Annotated in this window: 14 protein-coding genes and 1 pseudogene; 8 read left to right on the forward strand and 7 right to left on the reverse strand. The window is 66.5% G+C overall.

The features are described from left to right. The 4 genes and pseudogenes from ACFOSU_RS14490 to ACFOSU_RS14505 form a co-directional block, all read left to right on the forward strand. Positions 1-352, forward strand: a pseudogene (locus ACFOSU_RS14490) (leucyl aminopeptidase); the annotation flags it as partial. A 26-nt stretch (positions 353-378) separates the two neighbouring features. Continuing rightward, positions 379-813 carry a DNA polymerase III subunit chi gene (locus ACFOSU_RS14495; RefSeq protein ID WP_380690653.1) on the forward strand — a complete coding sequence of 145 codons (435 nt, stop codon included), beginning with the start codon at positions 379-381 and terminating at the stop codon, positions 811-813. A 117-nt stretch (positions 814-930) separates the two neighbouring features. Continuing rightward, entirely contained in the window at positions 931-3,873 is a 2,943-nt protein-coding gene (locus ACFOSU_RS14500; protein WP_380690829.1) for a valine--tRNA ligase, read from the forward strand. A gap of 22 nt (positions 3,874-3,895) precedes the next feature. Beyond that, on the forward strand, positions 3,896-4,408 hold the full coding sequence (locus ACFOSU_RS14505) for an FxsA family protein (protein ID WP_380690654.1): 513 nt from the start codon (positions 3,896-3,898) through the stop codon (positions 4,406-4,408). Here the strand turns inward: ACFOSU_RS14505 and ACFOSU_RS14510 are convergent. Beyond that, positions 4,336-5,427 (reverse strand): esterase/lipase family protein, encoded by a 1,092-nt coding sequence (locus tag ACFOSU_RS14510; protein ID WP_380690655.1) that lies wholly within the window; start codon positions 5,425-5,427, stop codon positions 4,336-4,338. The genes ACFOSU_RS14505 and ACFOSU_RS14510 overlap by 73 nt on opposite strands. A gap of 488 nt (positions 5,428-5,915) precedes the next feature. On the opposite strand from ACFOSU_RS14510, the gene ACFOSU_RS14515 reads away from it, so the two are divergent. The 4 genes from ACFOSU_RS14515 to ACFOSU_RS14530 are packed head-to-tail and all read left to right on the forward strand — an operon-like array spanning position 5,916 to position 10,406. Beyond that, a complete protein-coding gene (locus ACFOSU_RS14515; RefSeq protein ID WP_380690830.1) occupies positions 5,916-6,815 on the forward strand; it encodes an AAA family ATPase in 900 nt (299 codons plus the stop codon). 4 nt (positions 6,816-6,819) lie between these two features. Beyond that, a complete protein-coding gene (locus tag ACFOSU_RS14520) occupies positions 6,820-7,779 on the forward strand; it encodes a DUF58 domain-containing protein (protein WP_380690656.1) in 960 nt (319 codons plus the stop codon). Further along, positions 7,776-9,830 (forward strand): transglutaminase TgpA family protein, encoded by a 2,055-nt coding sequence (locus ACFOSU_RS14525; RefSeq protein ID WP_380690657.1) that lies wholly within the window; start codon positions 7,776-7,778, stop codon positions 9,828-9,830. The genes ACFOSU_RS14520 and ACFOSU_RS14525 overlap by 4 nt, the downstream gene beginning before the upstream one ends. Before the next feature lie 3 nt (positions 9,831-9,833). Then, a complete protein-coding gene (locus ACFOSU_RS14530) occupies positions 9,834-10,406 on the forward strand; it encodes an NUDIX domain-containing protein (RefSeq protein ID WP_380690658.1) in 573 nt (190 codons plus the stop codon). 6 nt (positions 10,407-10,412) lie between these two features. On the opposite strand, the gene ACFOSU_RS14535 is transcribed toward ACFOSU_RS14530, so the two are convergent. Genes ACFOSU_RS14535 through ACFOSU_RS14560 form a run of 6 tightly spaced genes read right to left on the reverse strand, consistent with a single transcriptional unit; the run spans position 10,413 to position 15,823 of the window. Then, positions 10,413-11,678 carry an MFS transporter gene (locus ACFOSU_RS14535; RefSeq protein ID WP_380690659.1) on the reverse strand — a complete coding sequence of 422 codons (1,266 nt, stop codon included), beginning with the start codon at positions 11,676-11,678 and terminating at the stop codon, positions 10,413-10,415. Positions 11,679-11,692: 14 nt separating this feature from the next. Further along, positions 11,693-12,163 carry a ribosomal protein S18-alanine N-acetyltransferase gene (gene rimI, locus ACFOSU_RS14540; RefSeq protein ID WP_380690660.1) on the reverse strand — a complete coding sequence of 157 codons (471 nt, stop codon included), beginning with the start codon at positions 12,161-12,163 and terminating at the stop codon, positions 11,693-11,695. Continuing rightward, positions 12,160-13,101 carry a uracil-DNA glycosylase gene (locus tag ACFOSU_RS14545; protein WP_380690661.1) on the reverse strand — a complete coding sequence of 314 codons (942 nt, stop codon included), beginning with the start codon at positions 13,099-13,101 and terminating at the stop codon, positions 12,160-12,162. The genes rimI and ACFOSU_RS14545 overlap by 4 nt, the downstream gene beginning before the upstream one ends. A gap of 43 nt (positions 13,102-13,144) precedes the next feature. Then, entirely contained in the window at positions 13,145-14,758 is a 1,614-nt protein-coding gene (locus tag ACFOSU_RS14550) for an ArnT family glycosyltransferase (protein WP_380690662.1), read from the reverse strand. Between the two features lies 1 nt (position 14,759). Next, entirely contained in the window at positions 14,760-15,074 is a 315-nt protein-coding gene (locus ACFOSU_RS14555) for a lipid-A-disaccharide synthase N-terminal domain-containing protein (RefSeq protein ID WP_380690663.1), read from the reverse strand. Further along, complete coding sequence (locus ACFOSU_RS14560) at positions 15,071-15,823, reverse strand: glycosyltransferase family 2 protein (RefSeq protein ID WP_380690664.1); 753 nt, start codon at positions 15,821-15,823, stop codon at positions 15,071-15,073. The genes ACFOSU_RS14555 and ACFOSU_RS14560 overlap by 4 nt, the downstream gene beginning before the upstream one ends. Between the last annotated feature and the right edge of the window lie 77 nt (positions 15,824-15,900).

A 15,900-nucleotide genomic window follows, 5' to 3' on the forward strand; every position in this document is an offset into this window, starting at 1 on the left:
TGTGGTGGCCCTGGGTGCGCACGCGGCCGGGCTGTTCTCCAACAACAGCCCGCTGCGCCGCAGCCTGCGCGACGCCGGCGAGACCGTGGGCGATCGCGCCTGGCCAATGCCGCTGTGGGAGGACTACCAGTCGCAGCTGGATTCCAACTTCGCCGACATGGCCAATATCGGCGGCAAGGGCGCGGGCGCGGTTACCGCAGCCAGCTTCCTGCACCGCTTCGCGCGCAAGCTGCGCTGGGCGCATCTGGACATCGCCGGCGTGGCCTGGAAATCCGGCAAGGACAAGGGTGCGACCGGCCGCCCGGTCGGGCTGCTGGTGCAGTATCTGGTGGATCGCGCGCAGCAGGCCTGAGCGCTGTTGCGCGGATCATCTGCGTCGTGACGGAAGTCTTCTTCTATATTCTCGAGGCGGACGGCGCGGACGCACTCGAACGCTTTGCCTGCCGGCTGACCGAAAAAGCCCACGAAGGCGGGCATCGCGTCTATCTGCACGCAGCCGACGCGGATCAGGTCGCGCGCCTGGACAAGCTGCTCTGGATCTTTCGCCAGGGCAGCTTCGTTCCTCATTGTGCGGTCGAGGCGCTGGCCGCCGACGATCGGCTCACGCCGGTCACCATCGGCAGCGGCGCGCCGCCCGCGGGCTTCGACGATGTACTGATCAACGTCGGCGGCGACGCCTCCGGATTCTTCTCGCGCTTTGGACGCCACAATGAGCTGGTGCCGCCCGCGGCTGTGGCGGGCGCCCGTTCGCTGTATCGTTTCTACAAGGATCGCGGCTACGCGCTGACCACGCACAAGATCGCCGCGTCATGACACCGGCCGTGATCCACGGCCCACCGGCGTCCGAGCATCGCCTCGCGGTATCGACGCTTCAATAACGACTTCGGGGCCCGACAATCCGGCGCCCAAAGGCAACGCTTGATGGCCGACATGGACAAGACCTTCGACCCCCACACCATCGAGGCGCGCTGGTATCCCGTCTGGGAAGAGCGCGGTTATTTCGCGCCCGACATGGATGCCCCGGGCAACCCCTACTGCATCATGCTGCCGCCGCCGAACGTGACCGGCAGCCTGCATATGGGCCACGCCTTCCAGCACACGCTGATGGACGCGCTCACCCGTTTTCATCGCATGCAGGGCCAGCCCACGCTCTGGCAGCCGGGCACCGACCACGCCGGCATCGCCACCCAGATGCTGGTAGAGCGCAAGGTGGATGCCGAAGGCGAATCGCGTCATTCGCTCGGCCGCGAGGCGTTCACCGACCGCATCTGGGACTGGAAAGCCGAATCCGGCGGTCATATCACCCGCCAGATGCGGCGCATGGGCGCCTCGGTGGACTGGTCGCGCGAACGCTTCACCATGGACGACGGCCTGTCCGAAGCGGTGCGCGACGTGTTCGTGTCACTGCACGAAAAAGGCCTGATCTATCGTGGCAAGCGCCTGGTCAACTGGGACCCGGTGCTGCATACCGCTATCTCCGACCTGGAGGTCGAGAACCGTGAAGGCGCCGGGCAGATGTGGCACTTCAAGTATCCGCTGGCCGATGCCGAAACCTACGAGTACGTCGAAAAGGATGCCGACGGCCAGATTACGCTGCGCGAGACGCGCGACTATATCTCGATTGCCACCACCCGCCCCGAGACCATGCTCGGCGATGGCGCGATTGCGGTGCACCCAGACGACGACCGCTATACGCCCATTGTCGGCAAGCGCTGCGAGATCCCGGTCGGGCCGAAGGAGCACCGCCGGCTGATCCCGATCATCACCGACGAATATCCCGATCCCGAATTCGGCTCGGGTGCGGTCAAGATCACTGGCGCCCATGACTTCAACGACTACGCGGTCGCCCAGCGCAACGCTATTCCGCTCTATCGCCTGATGGACCGCAAGGCCGCGTTGCGCAGCGACGGCGCGCCCTATGTGCAGGCCGCGGCAGCCGCCGCCGAGATCGTGCGCAGCGGCGACAAGCCGGACGCCAAGCAGGTCGACGCGATCAATCTCGTGCCCGACGAATACCGCGGCCTCGATCGCTACGAGGCACGGCGGCGCATCGTCGACGCCATCGACGGCGAGGGCCTGATGATCACGGTCGAAGACAAGACCATCATGCAGCCCTACGGCGACCGCTCCAACGAGGTCATCGAGCCGATGCTCACCGACCAATGGTTCGTGGATGCGAAGAGGCTCGCCGAGCCGGCGATCAAGGCGGTCGAGGACGGCCGTATCAAGTTCGTGCCCGGCAATTGGGACAAGACCTATTTCGAATGGATGCGCAATATCCAGGACTGGTGCATCAGCCGCCAGCTGTGGTGGGGCCATCGCATCCCGGCCTGGTACGACGACGCCGGCCAGCTCTACGTGGGCAAGTCCGAAGCCGCGGTCCGCGCCCGGCACGGTCTCGGCGAGGACATCGTCCTGACCCAGGACGAGGACGTGCTCGACACCTGGTTCTCGTCCGCGCTGTGGCCGTTCTCCACGCTCGGCTGGCCGGCGCAGACCGAGGCGCTCAAGCGCTTCTATCCGACCAGCGTGCTGGTCACCGGTTTCGACATCATCTTCTTCTGGGTCGCCCGGATGATCATGATGGGGCTGGAGTTCATGGACGACGTGCCCTTCCACGAGGTCTACGTCCACGGTCTGGTGCGCGACAACGACGGCGCCAAGATGTCCAAGTCCAAGGGCAACGTGCTGGACCCCATCGACCTGATCGACGGCATCGAGCTCGAAGCCCTGGTGGCCAAGCGTACCGGCGGGCTCATGCAGCCGCAGAAGGCCAAAGCAATCGAGAAGGCGACCCGCAAGGCGTTCCCCGACGGCATCGCCGCCTACGGCACGGATGCGGTGCGCTTCACCTTTGCGGCACTCGCCTCGCCGGGTCGTGACATCCGCTTCGATCTGGGCCGGGTCGAGGGCTATCGCAACTTCTGCAACAAGCTCTGGAACGCCGCCCGTTTCGTGCTCATGCAGATCGACGACGACTACACGCCGGCGCCGGAGTCGGCCGTCGAGTTGTCGGCCGCCGACGAATGGATCATCTCCCGCCTGCAGGTCGCGGAAACAGAAGTGGCCAGGCAGTTCGATGCCTATCGTTTCGATCTGGCCAGCAAGGCCATCCACGACTTCATCTGGCATACCTTCTGCGACTGGTATCTGGAACTGGTCAAGCCGGTGATGCAGGGCGACGCCAGCGCCGCCCAGAAGGCCGGCACCCAGCTCACCCTGCTGCGCGTGCTGGAAACCACGCTGCGTCTGGCCCATCCGCTGATGCCGTTCATCACCGAGGAAATCTGGCAGCGCGTGGCCCCGCTGGTCCGTGGCAAGGCCCTGGCCGCCGGGGGCGAGAGTATTTCCGTGCAGCCCTTCCCGGCCGCCGATGACAGCAAGCACAATCCGGACGCCGAAGCCGAGATCGACTGGCTGCGCGGCGTCATCGATGGTCTGCGCCAGATCCGCGGTGAAATGGATATCGCCCCGAAACAGCGGATTCCGCTGCTGGTGGCCAACGCCTCCGACGACGATCGTGCACGCCTGGTCCGGCATCGCCCGTCGATCGATTTCCTCGCCGGTGTGGAATCGGTCGACGCGGTAAGCGCCGCCGAGGCACCCGAAGCGGCGACCGCCATGGTCGGCAGCATGCAGTTGCTGGTACCGCTGGCCGGACTCATCGACAAGGACGCCGAGCTGGCGCGCCTGGACAAGCGTATCGCCAAGCTGGAAAAAGATCTCCACGGCATCCGTGGACGCCTGTCCAGCGAGTCGTTCGTGGCCAAGGCGCCCGCCGAGGTGGTGGACAAGGCGCGCGAACAACAGGCCAACGCCGAGCGCGAGTCCGCGGAGCTTGCCGAACAACGCGAGCGCATCGCGGCCTTATAGGCTTCGTTACACGAGAATCATCATGGCCCTGAGACTTCTACTGCTATTCATCGTCCTGCCGATCGTGGAGCTGATGCTGCTGATCAAGGTCGGCGGCCTGATCGGTTTTCTGCCGACCATCGCGCTGGTGATCGTCACCGCCTTCGTTGGCAGCCAGCTGGTCCGTCGTCAGGGCTTGACGGTGCTGCAGCGTATCCGCGAGTCCCAGGCACGCGGGGAAACCCCCGCCCTGCCGCTGCTCGATGGTGCGGCGCTGCTGTTCGCCGGCTTCATGCTGCTCACCCCCGGATTCATCTCCGATGCCTTCGGCTTCGTGCTACTGATACCCGGTCTGCGCGAGAAGATCGCCCGGCGGCTGCTGTCGAAAGTGGTGATCATGCAGGCGGCGCCGGGCGCGGGTGCGCGCTATGCCGGCCGCGGCGAGGCCCGCAGCAAGCCCAGTTCGGTCATCGAGGGCGACTATCAGCGCAAGGACGGCCCCAGCGACAGCGCGGACGACAGCAACGACCGAATCGGCCGCGACGACGGCGCATAGGCGTCGTCGGGCAGCTGGGCCGCGGCGTAATCCATCAACGGCGGCTCATTCATGCCGCGGGTGAGAAAGATCGACGCGCCAGCCGGTAGATACGTCGACACATTGATCAGCGCATCGACCGGGGTCATGTCGCGCGCCACCAGCCGCGTGCACGCGGCCTTGCGATCGATGCGTGCCGGGTCCACCGGGCCCTCGTGGTCGAGCGCGTCCCGCGCCAGCGCATAGGCCACCGCGTCTGTGATCATCGGGATATGCATCACCGGACGGCCCGGGCAGATATCCTGGACCGCCACGTTGCTGGCACCGGCCAGCGCCGGCGATGGATCGAGCGCACTGGTGACCACGATTTCGTCGGTGTAGCTGTAGATACTGCTGTAGTCGATATCGCCCGGCGTCTCGTCACCGTTGTTGAGCGCGGCGAGAAACTGCGAGCCCGGCCGTTGCTGGGCGACCGATTCGGTACAGCCCTTGAGCTTCTGCAGGCATACAACGTCCGCGACCAGGGTGCCGTGACTCGACCCGGACAGCATGATCACGTCGTCGACCTTGTCGCGGATATCCGGCCAGAACTTGATCGCCCAGCGCGCTTCCAGCGCACCCTGGCTGTGGGTGATCACGCTGATGCGGTCGCCGTAACGCGTATACATCTCGCGCAGCGCGTAGACGACGTATTCGCTCGATACCTGGGCATCCGAGAGCGCGCGCATCGGCAGACGTACCGTACAAGTGCTGTATCCGTCGCTGGTGAGGGCAGGCACATAGGTCTTGCGCCAGCTCTCGGTCGCGGTCAGTCCGGTGCCGTGGACCAGCAGCACAGCGCCCGGCCGGACCGTATCCGTTGCGTCGGCGCACTCCAGCGCATCGGCCAGCATCTGCGGGTCCACGTCCAGCTGCGGCCCCGGCGCCTGCGTCGCGGCGTCCAGCACCGCGGCCATGTCCGTATCGGCCGCCTGTGCGTAGGGTATCCACGCGACAACAATGAAAGCCGCGAACGCGGCCCGCAAACGACTGGCTCTCATGGTTTCTCCCGGGCCCGGTACGCGCCCTGTTTTTGTCAATTTATCTTTTCAGATTACCCGGCCGCAGAAGGATGTCAACGCAAAGCCGCTCGGGTAGGCTGCCTCATATTCTCGCGGTCACTGCCGATGTCCTTGGGGAACCTCTGATTTAGTCATCCGCGGTCGTGCCGGAGTCTCTTGCGCGCGCGGGCAAGGCATGAGGAGAGAAATGTGCTTACTGCACATGAGCGACGAATAACGCTGCCCAGACGCGCGCGCAGGCCCGGCCGCGCGCTTCGCGCAGATGCTACGCATCCGGTTTGGCCTAAAAGGCCCACCTACGGCGTTGCAGGGATTGACCCGGGATTGGCCCGGGCACGGCGCCATGCGCATTGTATCTGCGCCTTTTAGGACTCAAACAAGATCCGCGTATGACTAGATCAGAGGTTCCTTGAATGACACCGATTTCCCCTGTCGATCGGGCCACTGCGCCCGGCTCGAGCCCGCCCATCCACGACGCGCTGGATACGATCCAGGCGACGCTGTCGACCCGGATTCTGGGCAAGCCGAATGAATTGACGCTGGCGCTGACCTGTCTGCTGGCAGAGGGTCATCTGCTGATCGAGGACGTGCCCGGGGTGGGCAAGACCACGCTCGCACACAGCCTGGCACAGGTATTCGGCCTGTCGTTCTCGCGTATCCAGTTCACCAGCGATCTTATGCCCAGCGACATCCTCGGGGTCTCGATCTTCGATCGCAACGCGGCGGCTTTCCACTTCACGCCCGGGCCGATCTTCGCGGAACTCGTGCTCGCCGACGAGGTCAACCGGGCCAGCCCACGCACCCAGAGCGCGCTGCTTGAAGCCATGTCCGAAGGTCAGGTCAGCGTCGAGGGCCGGACCCGCGCACTGGCCGCGCCGTTTGTCGTGATCGCGACCCAGAACCCGGTCGATCACAGCGGCACTTTTGCGCTGCCGGATTCGCAGCTGGATCGGTTTCTGATGCGCATCGGCCTGGGTTACCCGCCCGCCGACGCGGAACGACAGCTGCTCGCGGAAGGCCAGCGCCGCGGCAAACCTCTGATGGCCCAGGCGAACGCCGCCCTGCTGCTGAAATGGCAGCGCGCCGCGGCCGCGGTCGAGACACGCGACGCGATTCTCGACTACCTGTTGCGCCTGATTCACTACAGTCGCCGGCCCGGGCTGTTCGAGCAGGGGCTGTCGCCGCGTGCCGGCCTGGCGATGCGGCGAGCCGCCCAGGCCTGGGCCCTGCTGGACGGACGCGATTTCGTGATCCCGGAGGACGTACAGGCAATTCTGCCCGCGGTCGTCGATCATCGCCTGGCACGACGCGACAGCGACACTGCCAAGGCCTCGACACTACTGCTCGAACACGTCGCCATAGATTGACGTCATGCGCGCCGCTCTGGACACGCGGTTACGCCGCGCACGGCAGCGTTTCATCGAGCGGCGTTTGCCACCGGCCGCGCTGCCGCTGAGCGTATCCCGTCGCCGCCTGTATATCCTGCCGACCCGCAGCGGCGGCCTGTTCGCCGTGCTGCTGATCGTCATGCTGCTGGGCGCCACCAATTACAGCAACAGTCTGGGCTTTGCGCTGACGTTCTGGCTGGCGGCCATCGCGCTCGTGTCCATGCATCATGCCCACCGCAATCTGCTCGGGCTGGAAATCCAGGCGGTACATGCGCGCCCGGTGTTCGCCGGCGAGAGCGTACGGTTCCAGATCACGCTCGCGCATCAGGCACGCCGTGCCCGGCGATCGGTGCGTCTCTGCACCGACGCGCAACCGGCCAACCCGCGCGTGGATATCGCCAGCAGCGCGACCGTCACGGTCACGGTAGCGGCCCCGGCCAAGGTCCGCGGCCCTCTGCCCTGCCCCCGGCTGCGTATCGAAAGCACTTACCCGATCGGCCTGTTCCGCAGCTGGAGCTGGCTCGCGCCACGCGCCGAGGTGCTGGTCTATCCGCGCTGCGTCGGCCGGGAACGTCTGCCGGTGCCCGCCGGCGGCGCTGAGAATGCCGATAGCCGCCATGTCCGCGGCCACGACGAGTTCATCGGCCACCGGCCCTATGTGCGCGGTGATTCGCCGCGGCATATCGACTGGAAAGCCAGCGCCCGCAGCGACGACCTGCTGGTGCGCGAGTACGCCGACCGCGTCGCGGATATCCTCTGGCTCGACTACGACCGACTCGGCGCCATGGAGCGCGAGGCACGTCTGTCGCAACTCGCGCTGTGGGTGATGCAGGCCGAACGCCAGGGACGTGTCTACGGCCTGCGGCTGCCCAATACCCAACTGGGGCCGGACGTGGGCCGCAGCCATAGGTTGGCCTGCCTGCGCGCGCTCGCCCTGGCATGATGGCGCGCATACGACGCCGACGCGCAGGGGTACGCCGGGTCGCCGACGCCCCAACCGCCAGCCAGCGCCTGCGGCTCGCGGTCTGCCTGGTGTTGATCGCGCTGCCCCATGTCTTTCACCTGCCGCTCTGGGTGCTGGCACTGACCGTGCCGATCGTGACCTGGCAAGGGCTTGCCGCCTGGCGCAACTGGCCGCAACCGGGCCGCCTCGTCCGGTTTCTGTTGGCGGCCGCGGTATTCGTCACCGTCTTCGCGGCCTTTGGCCGCGTCAACGGCCAGGAAGCGGGGGTGTCGCTGCTGTTGCTGATGCTCGCCCTCAAGCTCTGCGAGATTCGCAGCCATCGCGACGCGATGGTGTTTCTGTCGCTGCTGTGTTTCCTGCTAATCACCCAGTTTCTGTTCTCGCAGAGTCTGGCGATGGCGGCCTATCTGATCCTGGGCACCTGGCTGGTGGTAGCGGCGTTCGTGGATATCGGCAGCCGCACCACCACCGGCATCGCCCTGTCAGACAGCGCGCGCCTGCTGCTGCAGGCCCTGCCTATCGCCGCCCTGCTGTTCGTGTTGTTTCCGCGTATTCCGGGACCGATCTGGGGACTGCCCTCGGACGCCGGCGCGCGTGCCGTCAGCGGTCTGTCGGACAGCATGTCGCCCGGCAGCATCACCAATCTCGCGCTGTCCGAGGGCGTCGCCCTGCGCGCGCGCTTTATCGACGGCGTTCCGCCGCCGGCGCAGCGCTACTGGCGCGGCCCGGTGCTCTGGGATTTCAACGGCGAGAGCTGGGAGGTCAATCAAGCCAATCGGCGTCTGCCCGAGGCCACGGTCGATGCCGGGCCCGACAGCCGGCGCTGGCGGGTGGATATCACCCTGGAGCCGACGCGGCAGGACTGGCTGATCGCTCTGGACGTGCCGCAGTCGGTCGACCGCGAATCGCGCCGGGGCGCCGGGGCGACCCTCTCCAGCGACGACGATATCGATACCCGCACCCGCTATGTCGCCACCTCGCTCAGCGGCGCGCGGCTCGATTCCCGTTTGCCAGCAACCAGTCGTCGGCGTGCCCTCCTGCTGCCGGTCGACGGCAATCCGCGGGCGCGCGCGCTGGCCCGGCACTGGGTCGATCAGGGCCTGGCGCCGCCCGCGATCGTGGCCGCTGCACTGCGGCGTTTTCGTGAGCAGCCGTTCGTCTATACGCTGTCGCCGGAACGCACGCGCCGCAATGCGCGTATCGACGATTTTCTGTTCCGTACCCGCCAGGGGTTTTGCGAACACTATGCCGGCGCGTTCACTTTTCTGATGCGTGCCGCGGGCGTGCCGGCGCGCGTGGTGACCGGCTATCAGGGCGGCGAAGCCGCGCTGGTGGGCGACTATTGGGTCGTGCGCAATTCCGATGCCCACGCCTGGGCCGAAGTGTGGCTCGACGGCCAGGGCTGGACACGCGTGGACCCGACCGCCGCGGTAGCGCCCGAACGGATCGAATCGGGCGTCTCCGCCTCGCTGGCCGACAACAGCGCCCTGCCCTACATGGCGCGCGCCGGCGGCCAGGCCTGGTATCGCCTGCAGATGCTCTGGGACGGGGTCAACGCAGGCTGGAATCGCTGGTTTCTTGCCTACGGCCCACAACTGCAGCAGCAGGTGCTCGACGCGCTGGGCCTGGCTGGCTGGACCCGCGCCCTGCTCGCGCTTACCGCGGCAATGATCGCCATGCTTGCACTGGTATCGCTGTGGCTTGCCTGGCAGATGCGCCGCCGCGCACACCCTGACCCGGTCGTACGCGCCTGGGCAACCGTCTGTGCGCGGCTTGCGGCTGCAGGCCACCCGCGCGCAGTTCAAGAAGGCCCGAGAGCATTCGGCGAGCGCGTGGCTGCCAGTCGCCCCGATCTCGCGGTGGCCGTTCGCGCGCTCGCGCAACGCTATGTACGGTTACGCTATGCGCCGCTGGCCGGTGACGAGAAGCAGCAGGCCGAACGCGATATATTCATCCGCCACGCACGCGACTTCAGGCCGTCGCGCCAACGCCGCGCGCGCGGCGCCACCACCGCTTCAACAAGAGACTAGATCATGCAGGACAACCGTCAATTCTGCCCCGTGTGCGCGCAACGCCTGGTGCACCGGGATATCGGCGGCTTCGAACGCCCGCTGTGCCCCGACGGCGACTGCGGTTTCGTGTTCTGGGACAACCCGATCCCGGTCGTGGCCGGCATCGTCGAACACGAGGGGCAACTGGTTTTCGCGCGCAACGCGCTCTGGCCCGAAGGCATGTACGGCTTGATCACCGGCTTTCTGGAGCCTCGCGAAACCCCGGAGGACGGTGTGGTCCGGGAAGTCGCCGAGGAACTCGGCATCGACGCCACCATCACCACCTTCGTCGGCGCCTACGGCTTCGCGCGCAAGAACCAGCTGCTGCTGGCCTATCACCTGATCGGTGAGGGCGAAATCAGCCTCGATCCGGAACTGATCGACTACTTCCACGTCGCCAAGTCCGAAGCCAAATACTGGCCGGGCGGCACCGGGCTTGCAGTACGTGACTGGCTCCGCGGCCAGGGCTACGACCCGCAGCCGCGCGAACTGCCCGAAGCCGTGCAGGCCTGGATGAAGGCGCCGCCGCGGGACGACAGCCAGATCAGCGGTTAGCCGGTCTCAGGCACTACCCGCCGCCTTGCGCGCATCGACGCGCGTGAGCAGCCAGCCCCCGGCCACGAAAAGTACCAGCACGGACAGAATCGACAGGCGCGGGCTGCCGGTCATCGCGGCGGTCACACCGACCAGCAGCGGGCCGATGACGGCGGCGAACTTGCCCATCATGTTGTAGATGCCGAAATATTCGCCGGCCTTGCCATCGGGGATCAGACGCGCGAAATACGAGCGCGACAGCGACTGCACACCGCCCTGCACCAGCCCGATCACCGCGGCCATTACATAGAACTGCCAGACGTTGACCAGGAAGTAGCCCCAGGCGGTGATGCACGCATACACGAACAACCCGAGATAGATCGCTTTCTTGGTATCCCAGCGCTGCGCCAGCCAGCCAAAGCCGACCGCCGCGGGGAAGCCGATGAACTGAACCAGCAGCAGCGCGCCGATCAGGCTCGTCTGGCCGAAACCGAGGTTGAGTCCGAAATCCACGGCCATGCGGATGATGGTGTGCACGCCGTCGATATACAGCCAGTAGGCCAGCAGAAACACCCACACTTCACGTTCGCCGAGGATGCGCGTCGCGGTATGCCGGAGTTCCGCCACGCCGCCGCGCAGCGCGTCCATCGCGCTCGGTGTGTCTTTCGTGCGGCCTTCGTCCACGAACAGAAACACCGGCACCGAGAACAGCGCCCACCACACCGCCACGCTCAGAAACGACCAGCGCACCGCCGCCGCCCGATCGGCCAGCCCGAACAGTTCCGGCTTGAGCGTCATCGCGACGTTGAGCGCCAGAAGCAGACCGCCGCCCAGATAGCCCAGGCCATAGCCAAGCGCCGACACCCGGTCGTACTCGTCGGCGCCGCAGACATCGACGATCAGGCTGTCGTAGAACACCATCGCCAGGAAAAAGCCGATCGAGGCGAGCACGAACAGGGCAAGTGCCGGCAGCCACATCCCCTCGCCCACCACGAACAGAGCCGCCGTGGCGAGCACCGACAAGCCCGTCGACAGCGCCAGCCCCAGTTTCTTGCGGCGGCTGCGATCACCGATCGCCCCCAGCAGCGGCGCCAGCAACAACACCACGAGACTGGCCAGCGCACTGCCCACCCCCAGTTGCAGCGTGCTGGTTTCGTGCGCATTGCCGGCGCTCCAGTAGGTCTTGAAGAAGATCGGGAAGAAACCGGCGACCACGGTCGTCGCGAAGGCGGAATTCGCCCAGTCGTAGACGGCCCAACCCAGCTGGGCACGGCGATTCTCGGCAGTCGACATAACGGGGTTCCGGTTCAGAAATCGAGTTCCAGCGCCAGCAGCAGAGCGTCTTCACGCCCGTCGGGTGAGGGATAGTAACCGGGGCGGGTCGCAATGCGCTTGAAGCCGCGGCGTTTGTACAGGCGCCGGGCCGCGCTGTTGGACGGGCGCACTTCCAGTAGAACGGACTCGGCGCGTTCGAGTTCGGCCTGGGTGATCATCGCCTCGAGCATCAGCCCGGCAACCCCGAGGCCGCGAAAATCCGGCGCCACGCACAGATTGAGAACATGCGCCTCGCCGACCGCGACCGACAACATGCCATAACCCACCACCTGATCGTCGAGAGCCGTCGCTACCCAGCCGCGATACCCCACGCGCAGACAATCGCGGAATATGCGCTCACTCCAGGGATAGCCGTAGGAGACCTGCTCTATGGCCAGCACGGCGGGCACATCGCGCGCACGCATGCTACGCACGTGAATCAGCTGGCGCGGTTCGGCACTCATGCAGTGTGCGTCGCCTTGCCGATATGGTCGGCGATACGCATGAGATCCTCCCATGCCTTGGTTTTCTGCTGCGGGCTACGCAACAGAAACGCCGGATGATAGGTCACCAGCACATCGAGTTCGCGCTTGGGATACTGATGCAGACGCCCGCGCATCTTGCCCAGGGCTTCCTTGCTGTCGAGCAGCGTCTGCGCGGCCACACGGCCGACCGCGACCACGAGCTTCGGATTCATCAGCTCGATCTGGCGTTCCAGCACCGGCCAGTCGGCCGCCACCTCGTCTGCGTTCGGGTCGCGGTTGTCGGGCGGCCGGAACTTGCAGATATTGGTGATATAGACGTTGGTCTGGCGCGAGCAGTCGATCGCGAACAGCATGCGATCGAGCAGCTTGCCCGCGCGACCCACGAAGGGCACGCCCTGCGCGTCCTCGCTGGCGCCCGGGGCTTCGCCGACGATGAGCACATCGGCATCGCGCGCGCCGACACCGAAAACCGGCCGTTGTGCGCCGCGATGATCCTGCTCGCCGAGCCACGCCTCCAGCTGTTCCCAGCTCATGTCGCGCGTCGGCGATACGCGACCCTTCGGCGGGCCGGCTTCGGCCTCGGGCGCGTCTTCGGACTGGAACGTCGCTGCGAGGTCCGCGTCACCATCGTCCGGCCAGGGCACCGCATCCGCGGGTGGCGAGGGCGTCGCGTCACCGGCCGCGGCAGGCGCTGGCGCCTCGGCGAGTTCAGGCGCTGGCGATTCGGACGCTGGCGCCAGCGGCGACACGGGCTGCGGTTCGGCAGGCGAGGCGACCAGCCGCGGTTCGTCCTCGGCCGGCTCCGCCGGCGCCCCGGCCCGCATCGAGCCCGCAACGACGAGCGGCCCATCGGGGCGCGGCTGCCACTCAACGAGGCCCAACGCATGACGCATCTGCTGTCGATCACGGCTGTTCATGTCGATAGCGTAACCGCTTGCGCGACAGTTGGCAGCCGCTGTGTCAGCGCGCGGCGGTCTGACAACCCTTTGCCGGCGCGCCCGCCCGCGCCACGATGACCGCGGAGCGTTCGCTGCCGGGCGATGCCATCAGCCGGCTCAGCCCGGGCGCTGTCGCCGTCACGCGGCGCGCATCGAGCGGGTTGTAGAGCAACAGGCCGCTGCGATGACTCGGATCGGCCAGCCAGGCACAGAGCGCCGCCTCGTCCCGGAGTTCGGTGATCGGCCGGTCCAGATAATAGACAAAAACGTCCGATGCGAGATGATCGAACACTGCCATGGGCCGGTCACGAAACGGCAGCAGCCGCATCGCCAGCGCCCGGTCGGTATAACGGCTGGCGCTCCACACGACGGGCACGACTGCGGCCTGCATCAACGCCGCCGCCATCGCGATGCCCAGCAGGCTGATCACGCCACGTCGGGTCTGGCGCAGGCGTATCGCGGCCAGCACGAGCAATACGGCCGTTGCCAGCGCACATAGCGCGAACGCAGCCCAGCCGCCGCCGGCATTGAGCCCGAGCCATATCCAGCCGCCGATACAGAACACGAACAGAAACAGCGCCAGCGCGTAGAGACCGACGCGTGCCCGGCGATGGATGGACACGGTCAGGCGCTCGACACCGAAGGCCAGCAGCAACGCCGCCGGGGCCATCGACGGCAGCATGTAGATTTCCCGATACTGTGGCCCGAGTGTGAAGATCACGACCGGCAGCAACACCACCAGCGCCAGCAGCCCGGGCGTTCGATCGCGCTCCGACCACGCCACCGTCGCCGCGGGCACGATCGCGACCAGCCACGGCGCCCATTGCAGCGGGGTGCGCAGCCAGTAATACGGATTCAGCAGCCGCAATGGATCGACGGTGAGCAGGGATCCGGACAGCTGCGATTGCTCGAGACTGGGGCCGATGCGCTGGTCCAGAAGCCACCACCAGGGCACTACGAGGACGGCGAACAGCAGCAGACCCGGCAACAGCTGCAAGCGCACCAGCAGACGTCGTCGCTCGCCCGGCACGCACAGGGCGTGGATCAGGCAGGCCGCGAGGATGACCGCTCCGAACTGGGGGCCCTTGGTCAGCACATGCAGGCCGAAGGCGGCCCAGAACACCAGGCCCCAGGCGCGCATGCCGGCCATGTGTCCTGCTCGACCGCCGGCCCACCAGGCGAACACCATGAGCGTGGCGAAGAATGTATAGAGCATGTCCGGCCGGCCGTCATGCACGTAGCGAAAGAAACCGATGGAGGTCAACGCGATCAGACCGGCCAGCAGCCCGGTGGCGCTGTCGCGTTCGCCGCGGCCGATGAGAAACACCAGCCAGACTAGGCCGAGCCCGGCGACGATCGACGGCATGCGCACGTCCAGCGGCCGCACCTGGTGATCGGCGCCGACCAGCGCGACCACGGCGGTCGCCCAGTAGCTCAGCGGCGGCTTGGTCAAGCGCGGCTGCGCGTTGAGACGCGGCACCACCCAGTCGCCGCTCTCGATCATGTTCTCGGCGGTCTGGGCGACATAGACCTCGTGCGAGTCCAGCGGAATCGTGGTGCTACCGCCGAGCGCGACGCCCAGTACGAGCGCGCCGAGCAGCGTCATCGCGATCCAGTCGAAACGGCTGCAGGTCACGTCAGCAACGGTCCGCGGGCTGCTCGTGCGCCGCGCTGCGCCGCTCCGAGTGGATCAGCCACAGATTGCGCGCATAGATGAACACGCCCGCGCCCTGGCCGAGAATGAAGACTGGATCACCCTGGCGCAGGGCGTAGCAGAACAGCGTCAGGCCGCCGCCTATGGAGAAATACCAGAACGCGATCGGGATGGTGCTGCGCCCGGCCTTCTCGCTGGCCAGCCACTGCAGCAGAAAACGGGCGGAGAACAGCGCCTGGCCGGCAAAACCGATGCCCAGCCATACCAGCTGGGCGGTGGAATAGTCACCCAGGCTCATGAACCGCGATGCTCGCGCACATCATCAGCGGCGACCAGCGGACGTGTCTGCAGCCAGAGCACCCCCAGCATGTCGACGATCCCGACCCACAGACGATTGCCGACGCCGTATTTGGAGTGGCCGTGGGCGCGCTCGCGATGGGCCACGTCCACGTTGATCACGCGCGCGCCGCTACGCGCGGCGAGCGCGGGAAGAAAACGATGCATATGATCGAAACCCGGCAGCCCGAGGAACAGCGCCCGGTCGAACACCTTCAAGCCGCAGCCGGTATCGTCGCAGCCGTCGCGGAGCAAACGGCGGCGAACACCGTTGGCTACACGCGAGGACAGCCGGCGCAGGCGGTTGTCGCGTCGCCGCTGACGGCGCCCCACCACGAGCACACGGTCCGTTGCATGGGCGGCATGGGCAGCATGGGCGGCGAGCAGCGACGGTATAGCCGCGGGCGGATTCTGGCCGTCGCCGTCGAGAGTGGCGATGAGCGACGCACGTGCCCCTCGTATGCCCGTGGCAAGTGCCGAACTCTGGCCACTGTTGCGCGCATGCATGAACACGGTCAGTGCCGGCATGCGCGTCTGAACAGCCCGCAGTTCGGTCATGGTTGCGTCGCTGGAGCCGTCGTCGACCGCCACGATTTCCAGTACGTGTCGCCCGGCCAGCAGATCGTGGATTTCGTCGAGTAGCGGCGCCACGTTGCCCTGCTCGTTATAGAACGGCACGACAACGCTGAGACTGATCGGCTGATCGGGCATGCGCCGGCTTCACCTATAGACGGAAGTAAATCAGCAGGTAACTCTAATAGGCAACCCGTTAAAAAATTGTTATATGA

Origin of the sequence: Salinisphaera aquimarina (assembly GCF_042643355.1) — a bacterium.
Lineage (GTDB): Bacteria > Pseudomonadota > Gammaproteobacteria > Nevskiales > Salinisphaeraceae > Salinisphaera > Salinisphaera aquimarina.